Raw genomic sequence first — 25,247 nt, 5'->3', positions numbered from 1 at the left:
TCGTCGGCAATTATACAGTAAACATTGACCCTTTTCCCAAATCGTTCTCCCGACTAATATCTCCCCCCATCATCACACAGAATTTCTGGGCGATTGCCCGTCCCAAACCCGTACCGCCGTACCTGCGAGGAGTATAATCGTCCGCTTGCGTAAAAGCTTGAAATACTCTCTCAATTTGCTCTGGCTTGATTCCAATTCCAGTATCGCTGACTGTGAAACTAATCCATTCTTCAGCAGCCGGAATATCCGAACTCGGCTATTGATTGATGCTGTGCAATAATCGAAGTTCATATCTTCCCACCGGAAGATGCTTTCCGTTCAGGCATCTGCTTTTAATTCTAGGTTTGGTTTTGCTGGCGATCGCATAATTTTAGCTGCATAAAAACAGGCCAACATATCGCTACAAGCATCGGCGGCCCGGCCCCCAAGATCACACCGATTGTCATCGGGAATTGCCAACTTAGGAAAAATTATGATTTCATAACATCAAATTTTTTGTAGGCGAAATCGTTTGATACATTCCACGAAGCTGCTGCTACTACTTAGGAGTCAAAGTTTGCACGATATTGACCAATCCACCTTGAGTATTCCTTGGATCTTGATAGGGTCATTTGATAATTTGCTGCTGAATTTTTGTTACGGTAATTACTTAGACTGGAATTGGGCAGGAACGCTACATATACTCTGCCCCCCACTGGCAGTCTCTTGTGGGAACTTTTTCAGGCGATCGCCTTTTATTAACAAATTTAAAACTCATGCCGCTAATTAAATTTATATTGGTGAAACTCTATGTTCTGTAGCACGATTGGGAAACCTATTTTTTCAAACAGTGGACGCATCAACTAGGTTTTTTTATGAACAGACGAAAACTGAGGGCGAGGGGGATCGCTTTAAAAATCCGCTTTATCCCCTCATTCGCGGCTCCACGACGATGATTCGCGCGATCGCGCCCCTGCAGGTTTCTGAGAAAACCACCATCTCTGAATCTTGACCAAATAGGATATTGTGTCAAGCAATACCTACAGCACATTTACCAAAAAATTACAGCCACTGATGGTATTTATATCTGTTATTTTCATGGATCGATCAACATTCTCAAGGTAAGAAGTCCCCTCTTGAATCCAGTATAAAATTTTGCCAAAGGCGATGTCAATCTACTGAAGATTGTTGCAGATGCTACCTTTATCCCTCACATGAAAAGTTTGCTGCTATTCGGTTTACCGTACATTCCTATCTGTTGGCTCAAATGATGTTATCTTGAACAGAGGCTGTTACAGAGCTTGGTGTTTGTCGCGAAACAAGCTTCTATTTGATGAGGTATCTATCTTCGGGCTGAACTTTCGCCGATCTGCAAATTATCCCGATGGGAACTGTTTCTGGCTAACATCAATCCTTATGATCAATGCAACGACATTCAAGTTGTGGCAGATAGATATTGGGGTGTTGCGAACAGTCGATCGGTTCGATTCTATGTAAACACCAGGAAAGCGGTAATTAATATTCACCCGCCCCTCTTTCCTTTTGGGCTCTAACATCAGCGCTGCTAGCAGCGCCGAAAGCGAGTAAAAGTCTTCAGCGGGACTTAAAAATGAAAATCACCTTTGTTCTTCCTACTCTGTCTCTAACTGGTGGAATACGAGTAATATCTATTTTCGCAGAACTTTTGAGAAAGCGAGGACACTCCGTGTTCGTCATCTCTGTACCCAGTCCCCAGCCGAGTATGCGCCAGCAAGTCAAGTCGCTGCTGCGAGGAGGGGGTTGGATTTCCCCACCTGAAAATGAACCCTCATTTTTCGATAACTTAGGTGTAGAACACAAAATTACCGATCGCTACCGCCCCGTAGAAGACAAAGATGTACCTGACGCTGACGTAGTAGTGGCCACCTGGTGGGAAACCGCCGAGTGGGTAGCCAAACTCTCTCCTAGCAAAGGAGCAAAAGCTTATTTTATCCAGCACCACGAAATTTTTGACTATCTACCTCAAGGAAGAGTAGAAGCAACCTGGATGCTGCCCATGCACAAAATTACGATCTCTGAGTGGTTAGTTGACCTAGCTCGGACTAAATATGGCGATCGCGAAGTTTCCTTAGCTCCTCCTACCGTGGACACCAAGCAATTTTACGCCTGTCCTCGCAACAAACAATCGGTTCCTACAGTTGGCCTAATGTACTCTACAATCTACTGGAAAGGAACCGACATCGCCCTCAAAGCTTTTTCCCTAGCGGCAGAAAAGATCCCCAACCTGCGTCTGGTTGCCTTCGGTACAGGGGCCCCATCCTCGGAATTGCCCCTACCGGCCAATGCCGAGTATGTAATTCAACCCGACCAAGACAAAATCAAAGACTATTACAGCAAATGCGATGCTTGGCTGCTGGCGAGCCGCTCAGAAGGCTTCGGCTTGCCAATTATCGAAGCGATGGCGTGCCGCACTCCCGTCATCAGTACCCCAGCAGGTGCTGCTCCTGAAATTTTGAGCGGCGGTACTGGCATACTTGTAACACCAGAAGATCCCGAAGAAATGGCAAAAGCCATAGAGTCTATCTGTCAGATGCCAAATTCCAAGTGGCAAGCCATGTCTGAAGCCGCCTATGCCAAGGTGAACAACTATACTTGGGAAGATGCCACGGATCATTTTGAAGCGGCATTGAAAGTTGCTGTAGACAAATCTAAACAGCGCGACGTTAACGTAGATTCCTTTTCTCCCTACTCTGCGAAGGAAAAAATTCCAGTTCGATGCTAAGTGCCGCGCCGCCATTTGAAACTCGGCGCTACGGGCGTTTTAGGTGCGGGATTCTGGGGAGAAAATCAATATCCTCTGGTGGGTTTCTTCTGCCACAACTAAAATCGCCCGTGTCCTGTTTTCTACGCAGCAGTCTCGACACGAGTTCTGACCGCACTGACGTGGGAATACTGGTTATAAATTGCTCAGCCAAAATCTGAACCAGAGGGCGACGGAGGTTTTCAGGCTGGCTCCGTTACAGGCTAAACTTGTCTAGTCATCAAACATCTGCCCATTTGTAATTGGGACTTGTCCCTGACGACAAAGTAAGATCGGCTAGACTATCAAGTGACGATCGCCTCCTGCAGAGATCCGCACCCCGCAGAAAAGGCAAAAATAGGCTGGTAAGTGCGAACTTGCTGTTATGGACGATGCAACTAATCTCCTCGATGCGGCACTGTACACTGCTTTGGAACGTCAGGCACAATTAACCAACAACACGTAAAATTGAGGTTGATTGAAAAGATTGGGGTTGGGCGATCGTTTAATCAAGAATTTTGAGCGGGCAATTTGAGTTGTCTTTCTAAAATTTTACTGCCAAAAAATACCTATGGTTGCATTAATCCCACTTGCTCTGTTCGGCTTTATTCCAGTCGTTTGTTACCTGTTTGTGAGGTTTCCGGCTCAGCGTGCAGTAATTATAAGTTTTGTGGTAGGGTGGCTGTTTTTGCCGCAAGCTTCTTATCCCATCCCCTCATTGCCATCCTATACCAAAATCTCGGCTGCTTGCTACGGCGTTTTGTTGGGGACTCTTATCTACGATCCTGCGCGCCTCACATCTTTTAAGCCCGGTTGGCTGGACGTGCCAGTGGTAATTTACTGTTTGTGTCCAATTGTTTCACAAGTTAGTAATGGCGGCAGTCCAATTTCTCCGACTATCAACCAAATCGTTACTTGGGGTCTGCCTTATTTTTTAGGACGCTTGTATCTAGGTAGTTTAGACGGGCTGCGACAATTGGCGATCGGGATTTTTGCAGGTGGGTTGGCCTACATTCCTTTTACTTTAATTGAAGGGGTTAGGGGCCCAATTCTGCACCTAATGATTTACGGCGTCAATGCCTTTGAGGACTGGGGTCAAGCAAGGCGCCTGGGGGGGTGGAGACCGGTAGTATTTATGCAGCACGGTTTGATGGTGGGTCTATGGATGATGACAGCCGCCTTAATCGCACTTTGGCTTTGGCAAACTGGGACGCTCAAAAAGTTTCAGGGTCGTAACATCAAGACTTTAGCAATTATATTAACTATCGCTTTTTTCCTATGCCGTTCTACTGGCGCCTACAGTTTATTTGCAATGGGGTTACTCGTATTATTCTCTGCCAAGTGGTTTCGCACCCCTTTGCCCCTGCTATTCATAATTGGATATATAGTGTTTTATCTGTACGTCGCTGCATCGGGTCAATTTTCGAGCAAAGACGTGATGGACTTCATCACTCCAATATTTGGCGAAGAACGCTCCGCCTCTCTGAAGTTTAGATTTGACATGGAAGAGATTTTGGGGGAAAAAGCGCGGCAAAGATTTCTTTTTGGCTGGGGAGATTCCGGCGGAAACCGCGTTTACGACGAGTCGGGTAAAGATATCTCGGTCACCGACAGCTTATGGATTATTGCATTTGGCGTCAACGGTGCAGTCGGTTTAGCTAGTTTATTTTCTTCTTTGTTACTTCCTGTTATCGTCTTTACCCTGTTCAAGTATCCCGCCAGAACCTGGTCAAATCCCAAAGTAGCGCCCGCTGCCGTCCTGGGAGTAGCCTTAACTATGTACGTGTTTGACTGTGTTTTGAATGCTATGACTAACCCGATTTTTGCGCTGATTGCTGGAGGAATATCGGGTCTCGTCTTAAAAGCTCCAGAAAGTCTTAAGGCCAAGAAAACCAGTTCGCCACCAAGAAGACATTCGCTGGTTCACCAAAAATCAGGATGATTTTCAGGAATACGATCGCCACTTCACTTCAAGCTGGAGACTATATTGCCTTCCCTAGAGACCAAAAACTCAAAAATCTACCACTTTTGGATGAAATCCCGTTCGGAAGTTGCCAGATATTTGTCACTAGGTTAAACTCTTAATCTCATAAACTCTTTTTTTTACATTCATTTGCAATGCTTCAACAAGTATTAGCACTGGATGGCTTTTTACTTGAAACTGTCTTGCGACTTATAAACTTAAAAATTGGCTTTATACACTTTTTCTAAAACGAGCTGATTCTTTACATAATCTTTAAAAATCCTGACTAGACAGGTAGGGCATAGGAGGATATACTGAGAAAACTATGTTCACTGAAGCGCCTAGTTACAACACGCAACTGTATTGTGGGCTATAATAGTTTGAGTTGTAGTTTAATATAAACCGGGAAGGGCATAATAAATGAAAACAGTTAATTTATTGAATGTCTCGATAGATAACTTGTCAATCACAGAGTTGTTTGAAAAACTCGACGGCGAAGGTGGTGTCGTATTTACACCAAATGTAGACCACTTGATTAAGTTGCAGTATGACCGCGACTTCTATGAAGCTTACAATACATCTACTTACAGAGTCTGCGACAGTCAAATATTGATGTATGCCTCCAAGTTTTTGGGTACTCCTCTCAAAGAAAAGATTTCTGGTTCGGATTTGTTTCCGGCATTTTATATGTATCACAAAGATAACGAGAAGATTAAAATATTTTTGCTAGGAGCGGCTGAAGGTATTGCTAGGAAAGCCCAGGAAAAAATTAACCAAAAAATTGGTAGACAAATAGTGGTTGAAGCACTTTCTCCTTCTTTTGGATTTGAAAAAAATGAGGAAGAATGTGAAACAATAATTGATGCGATCAATAAATCAGGAGCGACAGTTCTGGCTATCGGAGTGGGAGCGCCAAAGCAAGAGAAGTGGCTGGTTAAATACAGGAGCAAATTAACACACGTCAAAATTTTCTTAGCCGTAGGTGCAACCATTGATTTTGAAGCTGGTTGCAAAGCCAGAGCTCCAAAATGGATGAGCGAAGTCGGCATAGAATGGGCGTACAGACTGTTAAGTGAACCGAGAAGGTTGTGGAAAAGATATTTGATTGAAGGTCTGCCTTTTTTCCGGTTAATCTTAGAACAAAAATTAGGGTTTTATAAAATGCCTTTCATGGAGAGCAAAACCAGCCAGCTAGAATGGAAAGGTGGCTCCTAAAAAGGTGCTCCACCAATATCGAGCGTAAATTAAGCTGAGTATCGGAGAAAGTGGGTTTGACTTCAAGGTAAGACTGATGCAATCTGTGGATAGTCCGATCGCACATCGCACTCGATCTCAAAATAATTCATTTTTGCTTTCAAGTCCAGGTAAAATCGGAAAGAAACCTTTTGTGGAAAATCCTAATTAGGGATGCAACCGATGAATCTGCCTTCTTTCTTGTGGTTGTGGAAAATAGCGGCTTGGTCAATGGGTGTTTCCCTGTTGGCTTACCTGTTGCTGGCCGTTACTGGAACGTGGATGTTTGCCGCTAGGAGTACCAAAAAACCGCGCCCAAAATGGCTGCGTCCCTTTCATTTAGCCACTGGTGCGGGGATGGCGACTTTGGTAATTTTACTGCTGGGAATTGGTGTAGTCGGCACCCTAGGATACTACGGCAATTTGGGTCACTCGGCTCATTTACCGGCGGGGTTAGCTGTTGTGGCTTTGGTGTTGGTTTCTGTTGGAAGCGGGCTGCAAATTGGCCCTAAACATCCTTGGGCACGTCCCCTCCACATCGGCACTAATTTGGCCTTGTTTGGGGGATTTGTGACTGTGTTGCTCACAGGATGGACGATCGTACAAAAGTATTTGCCGAAAGTTTGAAACCTGTCTATTTGACCTCAAACTATACCAAATTTTCCAGGGAAACCATATATGTAAGGTGCGCCGCAGCGCACCCTAGGTTTAATTTTTTTGCGTGAGTCCGCTTTTGGTGATGAATTCTAAAATATGCTGCGCGGTAATCTGTGGCTTTTCTAAGTGGGGAACGTGCCCACAGTCGGGTATCCAAATTAGTTGAGAATTTGCGATCGCCCTTGCAAACTTTTCCGCATCCGCCGTCCCCAAAATCCGGTCTTGTTTTCCCCACAAAATCAGCGTCTGCTGCTGAATTTGCGATAATTTTTCCCCAAAACCACCGTAACCGCCGCTTTTGGTAAACGCAATTAAAGCTTGATTCCAGTTGGGCATTTCCAAGTGCAAAGCAGCACAAGTTTGAGCGTCAACAGAAGCCAAATTTTTATCGAAATAAGCATTGACGCTAATTCGCTGGCGAATTTTGGGATTGCGTAAAAATGAAGTTGCCAGATATCCTAAAGGAGGAATTAAAAACTTCCCCTTATTAGAACTGATGGCAAAACCTGCGCTATCTATTAACACTAATTGTTTTACAGCTTCGGGATAATTGAGAGTAAAATCAATTGCTGCTGCACCTCCCATTGAAGCACCGACTAAGATTACAGGCTGCGAAATTAGCGTTTTCCAAAAATAGTAAAGGTGACTTTCAATTGCCCTCGCGCTGAATGCCAAACCTGCTGCTCTTTCTGTAAAGCCAAAACCCAACAAATCAACCGCCCAAGTTTCATTTTCGGCAGCCAGCAGCGGCAACAGGCGGCGGAATTCAAACAAGGAACTGTCGAAGCCGTGAAGTAGCAAAATCGGTGTGTTGCCGCTGCCTTGGCGCACGTAGGTTGTGGCAATTGGTTCAGAAGATAGGGGAGTTGTAATTGCCTCCCGTTGAATGCTTTGGGCTAAGGCAATTGAGGTAGATTCTGTGAGTTGTGCGATCGACTTTGGCAGAAAACTTGCTGGCATAATTCTTGATAAATTGTGAATCGGTAGGGGCGATGCCACTCTGTCCGCCCTAACATTTAAGTATATATGCTTGCTCGATCGCTATTTTAGGAGTTGGGGCGAGTCATTAAAATTCGATCGATATTTAGTATCGCGGCGTCCCACCAATGGCTGATTCTGTTTCTGGTTAATATATTTGAGAATTGTTGCTAATAAACAATTTTTCAGATAAGATGCTTAAGAGCAGTAAGTTTGACCATCGCGCAATTTAACCGCAAATTGGCATCTAACCTAAGAGAGATTTCAACTCTAGATCGCAAAAAAAGCATCAAATTTCCGATCGCGGGGAACAACTGTATCCGAAATCTTCCCAGAAAACAAGTAGCCTGACAACCGAAGTTTGGCGATGCGTGGACTGCGGTGTAAAGTTTATTGAGAATATATCTCAATTGTTTCCTGGGAGTAACGCCAAAAAACTTGCTGCTAAAACCGATCGACTGTGAGAAGACCCATGAAACAAAACCAAGCATACAGCCAACAGAATCAAGAGTTAAACCCCAAGTCTTTCGGGGGTTTCACCTTTTACGGCGAGACACCAGAAGTCTCTCAAAGCGAAGACAGCAGCACAGAAACTCAGCCTGCTTTGGGTGAAGGTAAATCATTTCCCCTAGCAATGGCAAGCATCGGCGAGACACTGCAGATTGTCAAACTCAAAGGTTCAGAAGGCACGGTACGCCGTCTGATTGGTATGGGATTAGTCCCCACTATAGAAGTTCAAATCGTCAGCACATCTGGCGGTTCCGTCATCGTGGCAATTGGGGACAACCGCATCGGTTTGGGGGCAGGGATGGCACAGAAAATTATGTGTAGGAATTCAAAATTGCCATAGAAAAATTGCATCTACAGCAATCCTATTTTATTGGTGAAAAAGATTTTTTTTATTAACCGCAGAGGGCGCAGAGTCTCCAGAAGAGAGAGATTTTCGCAGATTCTGAAATTTCATTGAATTTTTACCAATTTAGACTGCATTCAAACAACAGATGAACGAGAAAAAACAACTAGGGGATTTAGCTGTCGGCGCAATCTGCCGCGTCATTGGCTATGAGAAAACAGCCCGCGCCTATAAGGGCAAATTGTTGGCAATGGGGCTGACACCGGGAACTGAATTTACTATCACCCGCTACGCACCTTTGGGAGATCCCATCGAAATCCTCGTGCGGGGTTTCAAACTCAGTTTACGCAAAGATGAAGCTAAAACTCTATTTGTAGAAGAGGTTAAATAATGGCTAAGCAAATTATTGGATTGGTAGGCAATCCTAACTGTGGCAAAACTACCTTATTTAATGCCCTGACTGGTGCCAAGCAGCGAGTAGGTAATTGGCCGGGAGTAACTGTCGAACGCAAAGAGGGAAAATACACTCACGATGGTTTAGCAATTACGATTGTTGACTTACCGGGAGTTTATTCTCTTGATGCGGAAGATGGAGATACTGGACTCGATGAATTGGTAGCGCGAGATTATTTGCTATCTGGGGAATCTGACTTAATTATTAATATTGTTGATGCTTCTAATTTAGAGCGCAATTTGTATCTCACTACCCAAATTTTGGAGATGCGCGTACCGACAATTTTGGCGCTGAATATGATGGATGTTGCCAAAGAACGGGATTTCAAAATCAAGGTCAATAAACTTGCAGAACGCCTCGGCTGTACGGTAGTGCCGATGAGTGCTTCCTCGAATGACGGAGTGCCTCTGTTGCGTGATGCGATTAATCGGGCGCTGTCTCAGCCGATCGTACCATCTGCCTATGTCGCTTATCCGGCTACGATCGAAGATGCGATCGTCCAACTCATCCCGCACATCGAAAAACACAGCCCAAATCGCACCGTAGATGCCCGCTGGACAGCCCTGAAGCTGTTAGAATATCAGGATGAAGTCGCCCCGGAACTCGCCTGTACAGAACTCGAAAAAATCGTCGTTCCGCACCGCCGCCGAGTCCATGAAACCCTCGATGACGACCTCGATATTATCATCGCCGACAGCCGTTACACCTTCATCCGCAACCTAACCCAAGGCGTCACCGAATGTTCTAGAGAAGTCAAAACCAACGTTTCTGACAAAATTGACCAAATTGTTCTCAACCGTTTCTTAGGCATTCCCGTATTCTTAGCGGTAATGTACCTAATGTTCACCATTTCGATTAACGTTGGTGCAGTGTTTATCGACTTTTTTGACATCGCCTTGGGGACAATTTTTGTAGATGGTTTCGCTAAACTTTTAGAAAGTATCAGCGCACCAGGATGGTTGATTGGACTTCTCGCAAAAGGTGCTGGTGGTGGCATTCAAACCACATCTACATTTATCCCCCAAATTGGGATGATGTTCTTGTGTTTGTCTGTTTTAGAAGACTCCGGCTACATGGCGCGGGCTGCCTTCGTGATGGACAGATTGATGCGATTTGTCGGACTTCCCGGTAAATCCTTTGTGCCGATGATAGTCGGTTTCGGCTGCAATATCCCCGGAATTATGGCGACGCGGACATTGGAAAATAAGCGCGATCGTACAATGACGATTATGATGAATCCATTCATGTCTTGTAGTGCCAGATTAGCAGTTTACGCCCTATTTTGCGGCGCATTCTTCCAAGTCGGCGGTCAAAACATGGTATTAGGACTTTACCTAATCGGAATTCTAGCCGCTGTTCTCACCGGACTAATCCTCAAGAATACCATCCTCCAAGGAGAAGCCGCGCCTTTTGTTATGGAATTGCCGCCCTACCACATTCCCAAGCTCAAAGGAGTGTTACTGCGTACTTGGGACAGACTGAAAGCTTTTATCACAAAGGCCGGAATTGCGATCGTGATCATGGTGGTTATACTAGGATTCATGAGCTCAGTGGGCACCGACGGTTCCTTCGGCAAAGACAACAGCAAAGACTCAATTCTTAGTGCAGTCGGCCACGCGGCAACACCTGTATTTACACCAATGGGAATCACCCAAGAAAACTGGCCCGCCACCGTCGGTTTGCTAACAGGAATATTTGCCAAAGAAGTAATGGTTGGAACCTTAGATTCCTTGTACACCCAACTAGCAGACGAACAAAAAGCAGCAAGTGGAGAACCGGAGAAAGAAGAAGAATTTAGTTTCTGGGGAAATATCGGCCAAGCATTTTTTAGCATACCAGAGAATCTTACAAAACTTCCCGGTCAACTTTTCGATCCCCTCGGCTTAAATTCTACTAATATTACCGACCAAAAACAAGCGGAAGAAGACCAAGGTATCTCTGGTAGCACCTACGGACAAATGTCCCAGCGGTTCGGTTCCAATCAAGCAGCTTTTGCTTATTTGCTTTTTGTATTGCTGTACTTTCCCTGCGTCTCCGCAACGGCTGCGCTTTACCGCGAAACTAACTTGGGATGGACTGTATTCGCAGGCTTATGGACTACTGGTTTAGGTTACTGGATTGCAGTCCTCTATTATCAAGTCGCGACATATGCAGAGCATCCAGAATCTTCAGTTATTTGGGTAGTGAGACTGGTAATAGCTATGGCGCTGACACTTGCGGGATTAAAAATGATCGGTGCAATACGCCCCAAGCGACGCGCAGCAATCAGTAGTTAGTTGACTGTTGACTGTTGACTGTTAACTACGTTTAAGAATCAAACAAAGGAGAAAAGCCATGATTTTAAGCGAAATCCAAAAATTTATTGCTGACAACAAAAGAGCCTCTATCGCGGATCTAAAAATCCACTTTCGCATGGATGGCGATGCTTTGCGCGGAATGTTAAACCGCCTAATTCGTAAAGGCAGAATTAGCAAAATGGCAGAAGCCAAAAAGTGCGGCGGGTGTGGCAGTTGCGCCGACGATGCAACGGAGATTTATGTATGGGTAAATCCTGGCGAGTCGGTGTCAGCAAAAGAGCCAGTTTCTGCAACTTGCCATTAAGTGATATTAAGTTTGTAGTAAGGACTTCAGAAATCAGGAAATGGCACTGCCGTTTCCCTACAATTAATCGGGGTAGGGAAACAGCAGTGCCGTATCCTCCTCGCGAGTTCATGATTATTTTGCGGTAGGGATACGGCAATGCCGTCTCCTCTAATCAAATAGCTAACTGATATTCAATTCAAGCAACTGTCTTAACTCTGGCACAAACAAGCGGCTTCTTGGGTGCGGGCTTTAATCGGCAAATAAATCACAAACTCTGCTCCCTGCCCTATTTCCGAATTCACTTCTATTTTCCCTTGATGCTTCTCGATTATCTGGTAGGAAATTGACAGCCCTAAACCAGTTCCTTTACCCACAGGTTTAGTGGTAAAAAATGGGTCAAATAGCTTATTAATTGCATCCGGGTCAATCCCATTACCGTTATCTCTAATCTTCACCACAACTTGATTTACTCCTGCTATTTCTGTGAGGATTTCAATCTCCTTGTTTCGCAGATTTGGATTGCTCAACAGTGCATCAGCAGCATTGGCTATGATATTCATGAATACCTGGTTTAACTGCGACGGATAGCACTCTACTAAGGGCAATTTTCCATAATTTTTAATTACTTTAATCGCTGTTTTGATTTTGCTATTTAAAATTAATAGAGTGCTGTCAATTCCTTCATGGATATCGACAGGTTTCATTTCAGCTTCATCTAACCTAGAGAAGTTTCGCAGGGACAAAACAATTTGCTGAATTCGCTCAGTACCCATTTTCATCGAAGATAGTAACTTCGACAAATCTTCTGATAAAAAGTCGAGTTCAATTTCCTCGATGCAGTCTTGAATCGGCGCGCTTGCATTCGGAAATTCCTGCTGGTAAAGTCCTACAAGCCTGAGCAAATCTTGAGTATATTGATTAGCGTGAGAGAGGTTGCCATAAATAAAGTTAACTGGGTTGTTAATTTCGTGAGCAATACCAGCCATCATCAACCCCAAACTGGACATTTTTTCGGCTTGAATTAGTTGAGATTGGGCATTTTTTAAATCGTGAAGCGTTTGTTGCAGTTGGTGCAATTGTAGGTTTAGTGTACGATCGCGATTTTCTACTTGTTCTATCATACAGTTGAAAGCTTCCGCAAGTTGACCTACCTCATCAGAGGAAGGAATGGGTACTCTACCAGAAAAGTATTCATTGCTTGCCATCCAATTCACATTTTGAGTTAAATCTAGAATTGGTTTTCCGATGATTCGGCTAACTACAGCACCAACAATCGTGGCTAGAATTACCCCTGCCCAAAAGAAACTATCTAGCCGTTGAGATAAAGTTAATTGCGTTTGCTGCACTGTCGCCATTGGGCTAAACACACCTAGAGCTATGCTATCGCCTATTTCGGAGATTTCTACCGTTTTCATTATGTAAGACAGGCGCTCAATATCTATTTTAGTAGTCGATGTCTGTGGTGTAGGTTTTTTCCAAGATTTAGAGCGAATTTGGGGAAAATCAGTAGCAATTAATTCTCCTGATTTAAAGATTGCGAAGTAGTTTTTACTCTTAGTGTCAATGTTGATTTTATGCAATTGTTCGTCTGTCACTAAGTCACCGACGAGTACAGCACCAATTATCCTATTCTTGCTTCTAATCGGTGCAAATCCTACTAGCAATGCTTGCGCTTTGCCATCAATGCTGACAAAATTTGACTTTTCTAAGCCTTTAAGTGCTGAATTTATCGCTGCGCTATTGATTAACTTCTTATCTATGAGCGAATCTTCTCGCAACTCTGCTACCATTTCGCCCCGCCCATCTACTACTTTGACTAAATCTAGTTTAAATGTGGTTTTTAGAGATAATATATCTTGACGCAAGATGTCTGTGTTTTTCTTTTCTATAGCGCGAATAAGTTGGGCTTCTTCTGATAGCAGTTTGGCTTGCATTATCAATTGAGTCGATCGACTTTTGAAGTCTCGCACGGCTAAAAATGCTTGGTTTTCAACTTGATCGCGCACTCCTTTTTCGAGAGTGTTGGCAAATCCGATTTTGACTGTGTGTATGACTAATAACAATAGAGTGACGGATACGCTTAGAAACGGCACGATAATTTTGAGGCTCAGCGGTACTCGAAAGTACGGCGGGCTCTTGATTGAGCTGTTGTCGCCCTCGATCGCACTCCTTATATTTTTCATAATTAATTATTGACAATAAAACTTATTAATATATCATAATACATTAACCGTAGATTTTCATTGCGGGAAGCTGCTAGTGCTGCAAAGTCTTGATATATAAAGAGTTGAATCTGTAGTAAATTTTGGCAGGCTGGCGAGTAGACTGCTTTTAGCACCCCAAAACTTGTTACTTATTTATGTCAATAGTGGCGCAAATCTAGAACCTCAAATCTAAAATCGGTTGGCGACTGTGTAGAGACAGCCAAAAGTTTAGTATTTCTTCCCCAACTTGTTCTGGATAGAAGTGATGAAAAAAATGCCTACCATCTTTACATTCCCAAAGTCGATCGCCCTTTTTCAGAAACTTAAGCCAGGGGCGCATGACAATAGGAGATACTACAAAGTCCGTCTTGCTACTGCATAACAACAAAGGTACTTCTACACCCCCATCGGATAAATTAGTCGTACTAAATAACGAGTGAGGCGAAGGCGAAAGTGCTAAATCTTCTTCAAAATATGATACAAATCTTTGATTGATATACTGATTTTGTTCTCCCAACATATCGCCAACCATTTGAGTTAAAATTTGTTTGCGGCTCCAGGAAAAAGCAGAAAGATGTGTATAGTAATGAGCTTGCCAATTAATAGCAGATGGCAAGCCGACAGCTAAAAGTCCCAAAGAGCTGACTTTGTGAGGATAGCGGCGGGCATACATTAAACCAATTAGTCCGCTGGTACTGTGACCGATTAGATGAATTGGGCTATTCCGCGCTTTCAAATAGTGATGTAGTAGATCAACGGCGACATCTAAAGAGCAAGCTTCATCTTCCGTTTGTTCGTATTCCCATATTTGTATTGGTACTGAATGATTTAAGTAGTTAATGAGAGAAATATCGAATAATTGCAAACTCGGACTGGCACTTAGCCATAGCACATCATCTGAAGTATATCTCATCACTTTTAAGTTAGAAAAGGGAGCTATTAATAATTTTAACTGGTTCCCAGACTCTTCTTGGGAACCGATGTCCAAAGGCTTTGCATCGCTGAGTAAAATTGGAGGCAGATCCTGGTAACGAGTAATTGCAAAACCTGCCCACCATTAATCCTAGATCGCAAATTCTGTCTTGAGTTGAGATACCCAAGATTTTACCCGTGCTTCCGTCAGATCGGATTGGTTGTCTTCATCGATCGCAAGACCAAAAAATTTGCCATTAACTACCGCTTTAGATTCATTAAAATCATAGCCGTCTATCGGCCAATAGCCAACAGTTTCGCCGCCCTGTTCCGTGATTTTCTCAGCCAAAACCCCCATGGCATCCATAAAATTATCCGGGTAGCCCTCTTGGTCGCCAGTTCCCAAATAAGCCACCTTTTTGCCGCTAAAATCAATATCATCAAGTTCTGGGAAAAAACCTTCCCAGTCGCTTTGCAGTTCGCCGATATTCCAAGTCGGACAAGCGATAATCAGACATTCGTATTCAGCAAAATCATCATTTTCAATGCTGCCTATCTCGTGCAAAGTCACGATATCGCCACCAAATTCATCCCGAATCATTTCAGCCACAGACTCAGTTTTGCCAGTTGTAGTTCCGTAGAAAAGACCAATTGATTTCGACATTGTTACTCCGAAGGTAGAAGTTGACAGGGTTTGAGATTTCTTTTTTTTGAGTCAGGATTTGGCATTTCCTGCCTGCAATTCATGCAAAAACAGTAGACGCGATTGTGGCAAACCTGAGAAATCAGGGAGTCAAGACAGCAAGGACACTGTTTTTTCATTGGGTTAAATTTGAAAATTCATCAACCAAGCTGACTCGCTCATATCTGGGTCTGCTTCTCCGTCAATTAGTAACAGATTCAGCGTCGTTTGTACTTTTAGACTGCGCGGGATGCCTGCGGGTACAAACACAAATACTCCGGGTTTTAAAGTGACTGTTCGATCGCACACCGTGAGAGTTCCCCCTCCTTCTAAGACGGCGAGGGTTACATCTTTGGAGTTATCGAGGTCAGGTATTTCGGAATTTTTACCCAAACTCATCAGTTTTTGGCTGTCGGCGGGTTGTCCGTCGCTGATTCGATCGGCGGATGCGGAAACTATTGCTGCTGTCACGGTGATTGACCTCCAGGTACTGTTAACTTCCGGCACTTATTGCAATTAATATTCAATAAGCTACCATGCAATTTAGATAAATTGTCAAGAGTCTACCATTAAGATTTGTTACATAATGCTGTCAGACTAGGTTTAAACTCAGCACAAGCAGCCCCAAATTCACACGGAGCGGTGTTTGTGGACGCTAAGACAGCGCGACGCAAGGGCTTAACTTAAAAAATAGTTAGTAATTATTTGCAATTAGGTCTTAAAATTATATTTGTAGTGCGATCGCCAATATAGCAATTCTCAATTGCCCGCAATACAGTAAGGATACGGCGCAGTGCCTACGGAATATGTGTATTGCACTCAACAGGATAAGGTGTACCGCTGCGTGCGTACCCTAAAAAATGCAATAGAGGCGGGTTATAGCCGGATTTGTCGATCGCCCAAATCCGTCTCAAACTCGCCCCTAATGACAACAATCAACAATCAACCGACTAATTCTTCGCCCCAACGCCAACATACATAATCGACGTATCCTCATTGATTTGGATTTTAAACAACCCAGACTTTTTGTAATCAATATAGTTAGCGAAATTAACTGTTAAAAGTTGAGCCGCTTGTTTGAAAACTGCCCCGGAAGGAAACAACTGCTTTCCGCGTGTAAAATTCCCCCAAAAACCGTGCATCTGGGCTAAAACAGAACCCATTTCTCCAAACATATCAAAACCTTTAATTTCAATATTGCCAAAACCCGTATCTCGCATTACCGCAGACAGTTCCTCCGGCGTAATAAACTTTTCCCAATCGTGAACCCCCCGCCTAATTTCTTGCAAAATATTTTCCATCAGCCCAATCATCACAACTTGCGACGAAAAAGTTCGATTAATTGTATCAAAAAAGAACAATCCTCCGGGCTTCAGAATTCTGTGAACCTCAGACACAACTTGTTTGTAATCAGCAACGTGTTCTAGAACATCCACGCAAATTACCACATCAAAGGTATTGTCATCGTAGGGCATATTTTCGGCAAAACCTTGCCTGTAGTCAATCTCAAAACCGCTGGTAACTGCGTGATTTTGAGCGGCTACAATACATTTCTCCGATCGATCTATCCCAGAAACAATAGCACCTCTCTCGGCCATAAACTCGCAAGAAAAGCCGCCCCCGCACCCGACATCTAAGGTTTTCAGCCCTTGCCAATTAGTCGCGTGTCTGTCAAAAAACTCAAATCTGGGTTTATTTAGGTGGTAAAGAGCATAGATTTTAGATTTTTCGTCCCACCAATTATCAGCATTTTCGTCGTAAAATTCTAAATCATTTTTTACTTCTGTTTTCTGCACGATTTTTTCATTCCTGATTAGTGGAAAATATAGATGGCGATTGCACTTTTGCGTGATTTTATAGGACTGACGCCAAAAAAACCAATTTCTGTAGAAAATCGGATGTTTCGTGACCAAGAATTTCTTCATGTGGTACCCGCCACGTGATTTACCCGTGGAATCAATCCACAATCGAAAATAGAAAATCCTCAAGAAAGAGCATTTATCTCGCGCAAGTCAATCGAAAATCTACAATCGAAAATCGAAAATCGATTGACGAGTTCGCAGGCCGACACCAGGTTTCTGAATCCGCGCGCGTAAGTTCTATGTTCTCGTTAGTTGTGAATCGCCACAGTTTTTTATTATAATATCTCTGGCATAAATTTCAACCCGATGGATCGCGTTTCTATTATCATCCCAGCCCTCAACGAAGCGACTTGTCTGAAACGCACCCTCCGCCAACTCAGCATCCTTAATCCTCCCGCTTGGGAAGTGTTGGTGGTAGACGGCGGCAGTCAAGACGACACAACGGCGATCGCACTTTCCGCCGGCATCCGCGTTATTTCTAGCAGTATAGCCGGACGTTCCCTGCAAATGAACTTAGGTGCTCAAGTCGCCACCGGTGAAATTCTGTGCTTTCTGCACGCCGATACTTTAGTTCCCGACGACATTGTAGCAGTTATCCAGAAAACATTGTCCGATGCCGAAATTTCCGGTGGCGGGTTTATCTCCCTGATGGCTGGTTCGCAGCAAACAAAATGGGGTTTTTCCCTCCACAATTACCTCAAAACTTATTACGCGCCGCTGTTATTTCGACCTCATTTATTTTTCCAAGGATTGCGCCTGCTGTTTGGCGACCAAGTTATTTTTTGTCGCCGTACCGATTTTTGGGAATGCGAGGGTTTCGATGCTGCGCTGCCAATTATGGAGGAAGCGGATTTGTGTTTGAAGTTAGTGCGACGCGGGAGACTTAAGTTAGTCAATCGGGTAGTGGAAAGTAGCGATCGACGAGTTGCGAGTTGGGGCGAATTTAAAGCTATTGCGATCTATCTTGCGATTGGTTTTTTGTGGGGCTTTGGCGTTTCTCCCCGGTATCTCAAGCAGTTTTATGAAGACATCCGCTGAAACACAAAATTTGATTAAATTCCCAAAATGTACTGGCTGTAATTTTTGGGCAAAACTTTCTGCAACAGGTAAATAATCGCCCAACAACCTAACAAAGTCCCCGTAACTAAAAAGCCGAGCTTCAGCAGGGGATTTACCGCGTCAATAAACTTATAAAACACTAACAACACATATAGCAATCCTAAATGATTCAGATAAATTTGTTGGGGTAGTGCTAAGGATCGCGAATTAAATAACTTACAATTTTAATTGTTATTGTGGGATGGGCTCTTATAGCCCGTCCAAAACGGACGGGCGTCCCGCCCATCCCACTTTCAAGAGTGGAAGTTATTTAATTCTCATTCCTAAGAGTGCCTACCCCCTATCTATCGGGCAACCGGGCGTGGGATTGCCCCTACAATAATTATGCAAATGATGCGAGGAGTGCTATATAGCAATCCTAAAAGAGTCGTAAATTTTTTACCCCATCCCAACCCTCCCCGCGGTTTCGGGGAGGGAGTAAGAAATTCACAAATTATGCGAGGATTGCTATAGAGACTATTGCGAAAAAAAATCTACTGCGAAAAAAAATCTACCTAAATTAGGTAGACTTTTAGAAATGTTCAAGCAATGAGTTCACTGTGGGCTAACCGTTGTTGTGATGAATGTGGGACGCAGAAACACTATCCAACTGATCGCGCCCGTTGCGGATCACGCGCAGCATATCGCTCAACTTGTGCTCGATATTATCGAGCACTTGGTCGGCATAATCATCGGCTCCGTTTTGAATTTCCTCGCATTCAGCCATCGCCCTGACTCTCATCTCTTCCAATTCCTCTTGAGCCTGGTAGCGAATTTGTTCGACTTCCGCCAGCGTCGCCTGCTGAATTGCCTCGCAGTCGAGCAAAACTTGCTGCCGCAACTGATCTGCCTCTATCTTCGCCTGCTGAAGCAGGCCCATATCGTTTAAAATTTCTGCTGCTCTCTGTTCTGCTGCTTCTATCACTTCCTGAGCGTAAAGTTCCGCCTCTTGAAGCAAGTCGTCCTTGTGCCGGATGATCGTCTCGGCTTCCTGAAAGGCGATCGGCAAATTTAGCCTCACCAAGTCTAACTGATCGAGCAACTGTTCTTCATCCACCAGAGTGCGTCTGGTCATAGGAATTCGCGGGCTGTCGAGAACAATTTCCTCAAGCCGATTCAATTCCCGCTGGATGTCTACTCCTGCGGTTCGGGTGGGATCTCCGAAGGTGGCTGTGTTCTGAGGTGATTCGTTCTCAGTGCCGCGTCCGGTAATGTCGGGTTCGATGCGAGTTGGTTCCTGCTGGCGTAACATTTGTAAATATCTAGGGCGACGTGTTTCGGAACAAGATGATCTACGGAGCCACCAAACTTGGCTATTTCTTTAACTACACTACTACTTAAAAAGCTGTACTCGTTAGAAGTTGCCAAAAAAACTGTTTCAATTTCACCCAGAAGGGTTTTATTGGTGTGGGCCATCTGGAGTTCCATTTCAAAATCTGTTAATACCCGGAGCCCCCGCAGCAGCACTTTGGCTTGTCGAATCTTAGCATAGTTTACTGTCAAACCCTCAAAACTGTCTACTTCTACATTTGGCAAGTGTTGGGTAGAGCGCCGGATCTGCTCGATCCGTTCCTCTACGGTGAAGAGAGGGGTTTTGCTGGGGTTTCTGACTACGGTAACAATTACCCGATCGAACAGTTTAGATCCCCGCTCGATAATGTCTGCGTGACCGAAGGTAATGGGGTCAAAGCTGCCTGGATAGATTGCAATCACGAGTTTGGCTCAACGGAGTGGGGGGGAGTGGAGGAGTGGAGGAGTAGGGGAATGGGAGAGTAGGATAGTGGGGCAGTGGGAGAGTGGGGCAGTGGGAGATGTGGAAAATCTTCCTTCTTCCTTCTTCCTTCTTCCTTCTTCTGACGGACATCCGTTACATCCGTTACATCTCGCGCAAGCGAATCCGTTGCCGAACTTCCTTCTTCCTTCTTCCTTCTACTTTTTCATCGAATGAGCTTTGTAGAAAGTTTCGAGGCTTTGCTTGTCGCCCACAAACCGCCAGTGCCAAGGCTCGTAACTGACGCCTTGGCGATTGTTTCTGGGGAAGGACATTTCAAAGCTGAAGGCGACGGCGTTGGCTTCTAACCACTTGAATGCTTCGGTATTTTCAAAACTGGGGCTGAGGTTGTGTTCCGGGGCGCTGCCGTCGCCGATGTCGATCGCATAACCGGTGTGGTGTTCGCTGTAACCTGGAGGGGCGCTGACTTCGGCTCGCTTGCTGGCGTTTTGCCTGCGTTCGGCTTTCACATCAAAAAATACGTGCTGTTGGTCTTGCAGCGAGCGAAAGCCGGATATGGGAGCGAAATAGATGCCTGATGCTGCGGCGGCGTTGACCATTTCCTGATATTTTGCTGCTGCTGAGGTGCGGAGTTTGACGCTACCGTCGGAGGTGACGCTTACCAAGTCTTTGGCTGGTGCTTCTGGGTACGGCAAGTGTCCCAGCAGGTTTTCTGGGAGTGCGGGGACTTTTGGGGTGGTAGCTGGACTCGGGACAGACGGAGACGCGGAACTGGTGGGCGCTGAGTCTTGTTGAGTTTGCTCTGCCTGACTGGTGGCTGGGAACAAGTTAAAGTTGAGGTGCAGCCAGATGCTGACCCCAAAGGCTAAGGCGGCCAACCCTAGCAGTTTCCAAATCAGCCCTTTTTTCTTAGACTGACTCTGCCCTGCTTCTGGGTATGGGTGATCTCGCACTGCTTCTGGAATTTCGTCGGCGACAAGCTCCGAGGCTTGCGGGGGTTTTCTTGACAGACTAGCGTTATCCAAGCCAGCTCCACTCCTGCACTTCAATAAGGCTCAACGTTACAAATTGTAGATCGATATGGGCGATCGAACAGCTACAATTGCCGCTGAGAATATATCATCTCTTTCACACTTCGCCCCGTCCCATCCGCCAACTCTCGCATCTGTTGCTTGGGCCCACAGTCGATCGTCCCTGCGATGTCGAACTGGTTGGCGTTGGTGGCGCTGGTTTATTTTAAGTGTAATTTGTTACTGTTGTTCGACAAAATCCAACAATTCTTCGATCGACACATCAAACGTCCGCGCCAATTTTAGCAGAGCACCGATGTCAGCCATTGCCATACCGGGCGATCGGGCATAACTTTTAACAGTATTGTAGGATACTCCAGAGCGATCGGCTACTTCTTTGAGCGTCCAACCTTCCCTAGCCGCCAACTCTCTAATTCGCAATTTTATTAATTCGCCTCTTGACATGAGGGTGAAATCTCACCTATAATGTTTTATATACATAAACGTTAAATCCCCGACTGAGGAAACGCCGGTGCCAACCTATTCTTCCACGACCTCAAACAAGTCTTCAATCAACAGGTCAAAAGTTCGAGCTAATTTTTGCAAATGAGTAACGTCAACCGTTGCTAACCCGGGCGAACGAGCATAATTCTTAAGCGTGCTGTAGTGAACTCCCGATCGCTCAGAAACCTCTGTCAAAGTCCAACCCTTCTCGGCAGCCAGCTCTCGAATCCGCAACTTAATCAATCCCATTTATTGACAATAGACCAGTATTGGTCTTAAACTATTTACATCATAAATAGCGATCGCCCCCCGGCCTCGAAAACTGAAGAGCGAACAGCTATTTATTCAAATGACCGACAAATTGGAATTCACCAACAAAAAGTAGGATTCACCAACAAAAAGTAGGATTCACCCCAAATCAAGTCGGATTCACCCCAAACAAGTCGCAGTCACCCCAAACAAGTCGGAGTCACCGAGTCACCAACCATGATACCAAAACAAAACTCAGAAGCCAAGCAAATAAATCCACTCTCTCGCTTTGTAACCAAAGAAGCAGTGGCCAAAGTCTTGAAAGTCAAGCCCGAACAGATCCGCGAGATTCGCTGCTGGGCTTACGTCATCCACGTTGTGGGAGTTGGGATCAGTCGGTTTGTCAGCTACGGAGATATGCCACCAATTTTAGGAGTCGAACCGCCGACGCTGCAAGATTGCATTCGGTGGCGGAAACGCTGGAGAAGCAGCCAACATCAAGCACCGAGATTTTGGGTAGATTTTTATGAGGGGAAATTTCGCCAGTCTCGTAGTGTGGAAGAACTCTACAACTGGGGCAAATTAGTAGGTAAGATTAAGCAAGGGTTGTTAGCATCGCAGGTAAAGTGGCTGCGGAATATTTATTGTGTAGCGAAAGAGTGTTTAGCGGCTTTTTGAGAAGGGGCGATCGCATTATCCTCTCCCATAGCGCGTTAATGTGCGTTCATCTCCGGTTAATAAAAAGAGCGAGCTCCCAAAATCAAACCTTACTAACCTCAGCTAATTCTGCAACATCACTAACCGAACCTTCGTCTTCCCCTTTCTCCCCTTCATCAACCGCAACTGTTAACTTCAATCCCAAAACCTTCAGCCAATTAGCCAAAGCATAAATTGTCACGCTTCCATGATGCGACAGCAAAACAGCTAATTTTTCCAGATGCAATGAGGCCTACTCATCTGACATAATTGGTTCCCCAAGAGCCTCAAATACATCTCGAAGTGCTTTGAGCATGATTCCTAATTCCAAATCTCCTGATTCTTCCTCAAATATCTCTGTGAGGTAGCCAGCAGAAAAATTGGGGTCTTTGAGAGTTTTAATTTTAAACGGATGGTAAGGGACACTTTTAGGCATTTTATCGACCCCTGTATTCTAATGACTACAAGTCTTGACGGAGTTAAGGAAATTGAATCTACTAATATCCATGAGTATCCAAATATTGTTCAAAAGTCTCGTCGGTTTCGTCTGGATCGTAGCCGAAAACATCCTGCATTACCGCTCTATAATACTCTAATCCCTCGCCATCGGAATCGTGCACATCTACGTCCCTACAGCTTTCCACATCTAATGCCCTTTGCGATCTAGAGGGCTTCACGGCGCGAACCTTTCCCTTTGACAATTGCTCCAAACTTTTACCTACAGAGAGCCGCCAAGGATTCATTTCATTAGCTTGCCTCAGACACTCGATCGCATCTGCTGTTCTGTTCAACTTCGCCACAGCAAATGCTTCTCCAATTAGAAATATATCTTTTTCTTTTTCCTGTTTTAGTTCCTGAAATACTTGATTTGCCCGGTCGAATTTACCCGCGCCCAAAAAAGAGCAACCCATTAAAAACTTAGAAGTTTTTTGATCTACATTTCCTTTGTCATTTAGCGCTGCTTGTAATTCTTTTTCTGCTTGCTCCGATCTACCTAACAATATTAGTCCCAGAGATAAAGTATGAATTACATAGGAGTCTAATTTACGCTCTCGGTACTTTTCAATGATTTGAATAGCCTTTGCATACTCTTCTTTGGTGATGTAAAGTCTTGCCAGCCGTTCAGCGATATAATCTTTTTTTTGCCTTTGCTTTTCCTGAGAACGAGGCAAGTTGAGCGACTGAACTAAATACTTTTCCGCTTGGTCGCGATAATCAATAGCTTCGGGTTTGTCTGACTGACCGTAACCGCTCAAAATCCAGTATTGAACAAATGCCGTTTTGCCGAGAGAATACAACTTCTCAACACCCTCACAAACACCATTTATTGCAGTTGTGGCAGATTCACCCTCCGGCCTGTCACATTCCCAACATTTATAAAAATATCGCCACGCATTGTTAGCATTTTCTAAATCTTTGGGAACGTAAGTAATACAATCTTCCTCACGAATATTGTGACGCAATCTCAATGCAAAAACTGCTTTGTCCCACTCATTGACAATCATTTGATAGTAGGCAGAGCCGAGGCTGTATAGCGACTTGATATATTCTTTGCGACAACGGCTGCGCTCTCGGTTTTGCTGTGGATTGGTAGGATCTAGTGATTCCCAAATTTGGAGAGCTTTCTCGAAAGATTCAATTCCTTCTAGACGTTTTTGTTTTGCAAGTTCTAAATTTCGCTCTTTCCAATAGGTGTTAGGTAGGACTTCTGCAAGTAAATATCCCTTTCGGTAGTGGTCTTTGATGCGATTAGGAGCTAGGGAAATTGCCATATCGTAATATTTAATTGCTCGCTCTGCCTCTTGTCGAAGTTTTCCATCACGCCTATTTCTAGGTGTTTTTAGTTCCATCGCATTCTGATAGTGTAAATATGCTAAATTTGCTAAATAAGTAGGATTGTTCGGCAGTAATTCGACACACCGCAGGCGCAGCATTTCCGCTTCACTGCGATACTTACTCTTGCGATTTAAAAATTCAGTCTTTTCTGGCTCTTTTCGAGGAATATCTTCTACCGAAACCTCGGCTAACTTCCCACAGGCAAATCCGACTTCGCTCAAGATTTCGGCATCTGTCCATAGGGGGTGCTGGCTGAGACGATCCAGGGGGGAAAACTTGTTATATATACCGCCCCAATCACTGCGATTTTTCAACAAGTTAATTTCATTTGTTAGAGTTGAATCCCCAGAATTAGGTGGTTTCATTACAGCTCTCATTTGGTCGTTATCCAGCACACAGCAGAAAGGTAAATAAGCACCTTGTTCGAGCGCTCCTGCCCCGATCATTTGCCCCCGAAGACGTTTGTAAAAATCCCCCGACGTAATATTTAAATCAGCTACAACAGAAAACCGAATGATTACTTGCGTGTCTGTTCGATAAAACGAACTTACTCTGAGTTGTTTAGCTTTCCGAATATTCTCCTCTTTTTTCCAATAAATACCTATTACATCTTCAATAGAGTCAAGAGTGATAGCTGGGAAATTAGGGAACAACGCTACTATTTCATCTAAATATCTGCCTTGATAGGTGATTTGCCCTTGTTGAAACCGCGAATCGTCTGCTCTGGTTATAATTGTTACCACTTTTTAAACTCCTGGATACAAAGACCCTGCTTAGCTGAAGTTAAATGCTTTACATGTCAGCGTATAAGCTCTATAGCGCTGCTGAGCTACCGCGATCGCGATTCGCAGACACTGGTGCTTATTATAACTCAAATTATAAAAATGCGGGTCTCAGTAAGTCAGGCAAGAGGCCAATCCCGCAGATTGCCCGATCGCCCCTTGACTCCATGCGCTACAATTATTAAGAAATCTTTAGTTCGA

Annotated in this window: 26 protein-coding genes; 10 read left to right on the top strand and 16 right to left on the bottom strand. The window is 44.4% G+C overall.

Going from position 1 to position 25,247, the window contains the following annotated elements; all coding sequences use genetic code 11:
- Positions 1 to 10: 10 nt before the first annotated feature.
- Positions 11 to 223 carry an ATP-binding protein gene (locus tag QUB39_RS00350; protein ID WP_333209093.1) on the bottom strand — a complete coding sequence of 71 codons (213 nt, stop codon included), beginning with the start codon at positions 221 to 223 and terminating at the stop codon, positions 11 to 13.
- A 1,365-nt stretch (positions 224 to 1,588) separates the two neighbouring features.
- On the opposite strand from QUB39_RS00350, the gene QUB39_RS00345 reads away from it, so the two are divergent.
- The 4 genes from QUB39_RS00345 (at position 1,589) to QUB39_RS00330 (ending at position 6,581) form a co-directional block, all read left to right on the top strand.
- Positions 1,589 to 2,740: a glycosyltransferase family 4 protein gene (locus tag QUB39_RS00345; RefSeq protein ID WP_333055421.1), complete on the top strand. Its 1,152-nt coding sequence runs from the start codon at positions 1,589 to 1,591 to the stop codon at positions 2,738 to 2,740.
- A 589-nt stretch (positions 2,741 to 3,329) separates the two neighbouring features.
- On the top strand, positions 3,330 to 4,700 hold the full coding sequence (locus QUB39_RS00340; RefSeq protein WP_333055422.1) for an O-antigen ligase domain-containing protein: 1,371 nt from the start codon (positions 3,330 to 3,332) through the stop codon (positions 4,698 to 4,700).
- A 441-nt stretch (positions 4,701 to 5,141) separates the two neighbouring features.
- Positions 5,142 to 5,936: a WecB/TagA/CpsF family glycosyltransferase gene (locus QUB39_RS00335; protein ID WP_333055423.1), complete on the top strand. Its 795-nt coding sequence runs from the start codon at positions 5,142 to 5,144 to the stop codon at positions 5,934 to 5,936.
- A gap of 201 nt (positions 5,937 to 6,137) precedes the next feature.
- Entirely contained in the window at positions 6,138 to 6,581 is a 444-nt protein-coding gene (locus tag QUB39_RS00330; RefSeq protein WP_333055424.1) for a DUF4079 domain-containing protein, read from the top strand.
- An 81-nt stretch (positions 6,582 to 6,662) separates the two neighbouring features.
- Here the strand turns inward: QUB39_RS00330 and QUB39_RS00325 are convergent, their stop codons facing one another.
- Positions 6,663 to 7,571 (bottom strand): alpha/beta hydrolase, encoded by a 909-nt coding sequence (locus QUB39_RS00325; protein WP_333055425.1) that lies wholly within the window; start codon positions 7,569 to 7,571, stop codon positions 6,663 to 6,665.
- Positions 7,572 to 8,061: 490 nt separating this feature from the next.
- On the opposite strand from QUB39_RS00325, the gene QUB39_RS00320 reads away from it, so the two are divergent.
- The 4 genes from QUB39_RS00320 to QUB39_RS00305 all read left to right on the top strand — a co-directional run bounded on the left by QUB39_RS00320 (position 8,062) and on the right by QUB39_RS00305 (position 11,497).
- Positions 8,062 to 8,439 (top strand): FeoA family protein, encoded by a 378-nt coding sequence (locus QUB39_RS00320; protein WP_333055426.1) that lies wholly within the window; start codon positions 8,062 to 8,064, stop codon positions 8,437 to 8,439.
- Positions 8,440 to 8,590: 151 nt separating this feature from the next.
- Positions 8,591 to 8,833, top strand: a complete 243-nt coding sequence (locus QUB39_RS00315) for a FeoA family protein (protein ID WP_333209033.1) — start codon at positions 8,591 to 8,593, stop codon at positions 8,831 to 8,833.
- Complete coding sequence (feoB, locus tag QUB39_RS00310; RefSeq protein WP_333209031.1) at positions 8,833 to 11,172, top strand: Fe(2+) transporter permease subunit FeoB; 2,340 nt, start codon at positions 8,833 to 8,835, stop codon at positions 11,170 to 11,172. The genes QUB39_RS00315 and feoB overlap by 1 nt, the downstream gene beginning before the upstream one ends.
- A gap of 58 nt (positions 11,173 to 11,230) precedes the next feature.
- Complete coding sequence (locus tag QUB39_RS00305) at positions 11,231 to 11,497, top strand: FeoC-like transcriptional regulator (RefSeq protein ID WP_333232888.1); 267 nt, start codon at positions 11,231 to 11,233, stop codon at positions 11,495 to 11,497.
- Between the two features lie 191 nt (positions 11,498 to 11,688).
- Here the strand turns inward: QUB39_RS00305 and QUB39_RS00300 are convergent, their stop codons facing one another.
- The 5 genes from QUB39_RS00300 to ubiG all read right to left on the bottom strand — a co-directional run bounded on the left by QUB39_RS00300 (position 11,689) and on the right by ubiG (position 17,073).
- Complete coding sequence (locus tag QUB39_RS00300; protein ID WP_333484967.1) at positions 11,689 to 13,662, bottom strand: ATP-binding protein; 1,974 nt, start codon at positions 13,660 to 13,662, stop codon at positions 11,689 to 11,691.
- A gap of 196 nt (positions 13,663 to 13,858) precedes the next feature.
- A complete protein-coding gene (locus QUB39_RS00295) occupies positions 13,859 to 14,596 on the bottom strand; it encodes an alpha/beta hydrolase (RefSeq protein ID WP_333484966.1) in 738 nt (245 codons plus the stop codon).
- 150 nt (positions 14,597 to 14,746) lie between these two features.
- Complete coding sequence (gene fldA / locus QUB39_RS00290; RefSeq protein ID WP_333209025.1) at positions 14,747 to 15,259, bottom strand: flavodoxin FldA; 513 nt, start codon at positions 15,257 to 15,259, stop codon at positions 14,747 to 14,749.
- 162 nt (positions 15,260 to 15,421) lie between these two features.
- The gene (locus QUB39_RS00285; RefSeq protein WP_333055435.1) at positions 15,422 to 15,748 is read right to left on the bottom strand and encodes a cupin domain-containing protein; all 327 of its coding nucleotides are present in this window, start codon (positions 15,746 to 15,748) and stop codon (positions 15,422 to 15,424) included.
- Between the two features lie 479 nt (positions 15,749 to 16,227).
- Positions 16,228 to 17,073 carry a bifunctional 2-polyprenyl-6-hydroxyphenol methylase/3-demethylubiquinol 3-O-methyltransferase UbiG gene (gene ubiG / locus QUB39_RS00280; protein WP_333055436.1) on the bottom strand — a complete coding sequence of 282 codons (846 nt, stop codon included), beginning with the start codon at positions 17,071 to 17,073 and terminating at the stop codon, positions 16,228 to 16,230.
- Positions 17,074 to 17,445: 372 nt separating this feature from the next.
- Here ubiG and QUB39_RS00275 point away from each other — a divergent pair, with 372 nt between their 5' ends.
- Positions 17,446 to 18,177, top strand: coding sequence for a TIGR04283 family arsenosugar biosynthesis glycosyltransferase (locus QUB39_RS00275; RefSeq protein ID WP_333055437.1), 732 nt, complete (start codon positions 17,446 to 17,448; stop codon positions 18,175 to 18,177).
- Between the two features lie 14 nt (positions 18,178 to 18,191).
- On the opposite strand, the gene QUB39_RS00270 is transcribed toward QUB39_RS00275, so the two are convergent.
- The 6 genes from QUB39_RS00270 to QUB39_RS00245 all read right to left on the bottom strand — a co-directional run bounded on the left by QUB39_RS00270 (position 18,192) and on the right by QUB39_RS00245 (position 21,732).
- The gene (locus tag QUB39_RS00270) at positions 18,192 to 18,347 is read right to left on the bottom strand and encodes a hypothetical protein (RefSeq protein WP_333055438.1); all 156 of its coding nucleotides are present in this window, start codon (positions 18,345 to 18,347) and stop codon (positions 18,192 to 18,194) included.
- Between the two features lie 455 nt (positions 18,348 to 18,802).
- On the bottom strand, positions 18,803 to 19,489 hold the full coding sequence (locus tag QUB39_RS00265) for a DivIVA domain-containing protein (protein ID WP_333055439.1): 687 nt from the start codon (positions 19,487 to 19,489) through the stop codon (positions 18,803 to 18,805).
- Complete coding sequence (gene coaD, locus QUB39_RS00260) at positions 19,372 to 19,950, bottom strand: pantetheine-phosphate adenylyltransferase (protein ID WP_333055440.1); 579 nt, start codon at positions 19,948 to 19,950, stop codon at positions 19,372 to 19,374. The genes QUB39_RS00265 and coaD overlap by 118 nt, the downstream gene beginning before the upstream one ends.
- A 216-nt stretch (positions 19,951 to 20,166) precedes the next feature.
- Positions 20,167 to 20,994, bottom strand: coding sequence for a M15 family metallopeptidase (locus QUB39_RS00255; protein WP_333055441.1), 828 nt, complete (start codon positions 20,992 to 20,994; stop codon positions 20,167 to 20,169).
- Between the two features lie 225 nt (positions 20,995 to 21,219).
- On the bottom strand, positions 21,220 to 21,444 hold the full coding sequence (locus tag QUB39_RS00250; protein ID WP_333209019.1) for a helix-turn-helix transcriptional regulator: 225 nt from the start codon (positions 21,442 to 21,444) through the stop codon (positions 21,220 to 21,222).
- 75 nt (positions 21,445 to 21,519) lie between these two features.
- Entirely contained in the window at positions 21,520 to 21,732 is a 213-nt protein-coding gene (locus QUB39_RS00245) for a helix-turn-helix transcriptional regulator (protein ID WP_333209017.1), read from the bottom strand.
- A gap of 237 nt (positions 21,733 to 21,969) precedes the next feature.
- Here QUB39_RS00245 and QUB39_RS00240 point away from each other — a divergent pair, with 237 nt between their 5' ends.
- The gene (locus tag QUB39_RS00240; protein WP_333209016.1) at positions 21,970 to 22,410 is read left to right on the top strand and encodes a hypothetical protein; all 441 of its coding nucleotides are present in this window, start codon (positions 21,970 to 21,972) and stop codon (positions 22,408 to 22,410) included.
- An 82-nt stretch (positions 22,411 to 22,492) separates the two neighbouring features.
- Here the strand turns inward: QUB39_RS00240 and QUB39_RS00235 are convergent, their stop codons facing one another.
- From QUB39_RS00235 to QUB39_RS00225, 3 genes are all read right to left on the bottom strand, one after another.
- Entirely contained in the window at positions 22,493 to 22,675 is a 183-nt protein-coding gene (locus tag QUB39_RS00235; RefSeq protein ID WP_333209014.1) for a hypothetical protein, read from the bottom strand.
- A 6-nt stretch (positions 22,676 to 22,681) separates the two neighbouring features.
- A complete protein-coding gene (locus tag QUB39_RS00230) occupies positions 22,682 to 22,864 on the bottom strand; it encodes a hypothetical protein (protein ID WP_333209012.1) in 183 nt (60 codons plus the stop codon).
- A 61-nt stretch (positions 22,865 to 22,925) separates the two neighbouring features.
- On the bottom strand, positions 22,926 to 25,007 hold the full coding sequence (locus QUB39_RS00225) for a hypothetical protein (RefSeq protein WP_333209010.1): 2,082 nt from the start codon (positions 25,005 to 25,007) through the stop codon (positions 22,926 to 22,928).
- Positions 25,008 to 25,247: the final 240 nt, after the last annotated feature.

The sequence above is a fragment of the Microcoleus sp. AT8-B5 genome, assembly GCF_036705565.1.
Classification (GTDB): Bacteria; Cyanobacteriota; Cyanobacteriia; order Cyanobacteriales; family Microcoleaceae; genus Microcoleus.
This window is presented reverse-complemented; position numbering and strand designations above follow the sequence as displayed.

Coding starts and splice junctions, on each gene's coding strand:
- QUB39_RS00230 (WP_333209012.1), bottom strand. CDS start 22,864: ATGCCTAAAAGTGTCCCTTACCATCCGTTTAAAATTAAAACTCTCAAA.
- QUB39_RS00330 (WP_333055424.1), top strand. CDS start 6,138: ATGAATCTGCCTTCTTTCTTGTGGTTGTGGAAAATAGCGGCTTGGTCA.
- QUB39_RS00245 (WP_333209017.1), bottom strand. CDS start 21,732: ATGGGATTGATTAAGTTGCGGATTCGAGAGCTGGCTGCCGAGAAGGGT.
- QUB39_RS00305 (WP_333232888.1), top strand. CDS start 11,231: ATGATTTTAAGCGAAATCCAAAAATTTATTGCTGACAACAAAAGAGCC.
- QUB39_RS00340 (WP_333055422.1), top strand. CDS start 3,330: ATGGTTGCATTAATCCCACTTGCTCTGTTCGGCTTTATTCCAGTCGTT.
- fldA (WP_333209025.1), bottom strand. CDS start 15,259: ATGTCGAAATCAATTGGTCTTTTCTACGGAACTACAACTGGCAAAACT.
- QUB39_RS00320 (WP_333055426.1), top strand. CDS start 8,062: ATGAAACAAAACCAAGCATACAGCCAACAGAATCAAGAGTTAAACCCC.
- QUB39_RS00240 (WP_333209016.1), top strand. CDS start 21,970: ATGATACCAAAACAAAACTCAGAAGCCAAGCAAATAAATCCACTCTCT.
- QUB39_RS00295 (WP_333484966.1), bottom strand. CDS start 14,596: ATGAGATATACTTCAGATGATGTGCTATGGCTAAGTGCCAGTCCGAGT.
- QUB39_RS00345 (WP_333055421.1), top strand. CDS start 1,589: ATGAAAATCACCTTTGTTCTTCCTACTCTGTCTCTAACTGGTGGAATA.
- QUB39_RS00315 (WP_333209033.1), top strand. CDS start 8,591: ATGAACGAGAAAAAACAACTAGGGGATTTAGCTGTCGGCGCAATCTGC.
- QUB39_RS00325 (WP_333055425.1), bottom strand. CDS start 7,571: ATGCCAGCAAGTTTTCTGCCAAAGTCGATCGCACAACTCACAGAATCT.
- QUB39_RS00265 (WP_333055439.1), bottom strand. CDS start 19,489: ATGTTACGCCAGCAGGAACCAACTCGCATCGAACCCGACATTACCGGA.
- QUB39_RS00300 (WP_333484967.1), bottom strand. CDS start 13,662: ATGAAAAATATAAGGAGTGCGATCGAGGGCGACAACAGCTCAATCAAG.
- QUB39_RS00335 (WP_333055423.1), top strand. CDS start 5,142: ATGAAAACAGTTAATTTATTGAATGTCTCGATAGATAACTTGTCAATC.
- QUB39_RS00275 (WP_333055437.1), top strand. CDS start 17,446: ATGGATCGCGTTTCTATTATCATCCCAGCCCTCAACGAAGCGACTTGT.
- QUB39_RS00250 (WP_333209019.1), bottom strand. CDS start 21,444: ATGTCAAGAGGCGAATTAATAAAATTGCGAATTAGAGAGTTGGCGGCT.
- feoB (WP_333209031.1), top strand. CDS start 8,833: ATGGCTAAGCAAATTATTGGATTGGTAGGCAATCCTAACTGTGGCAAA.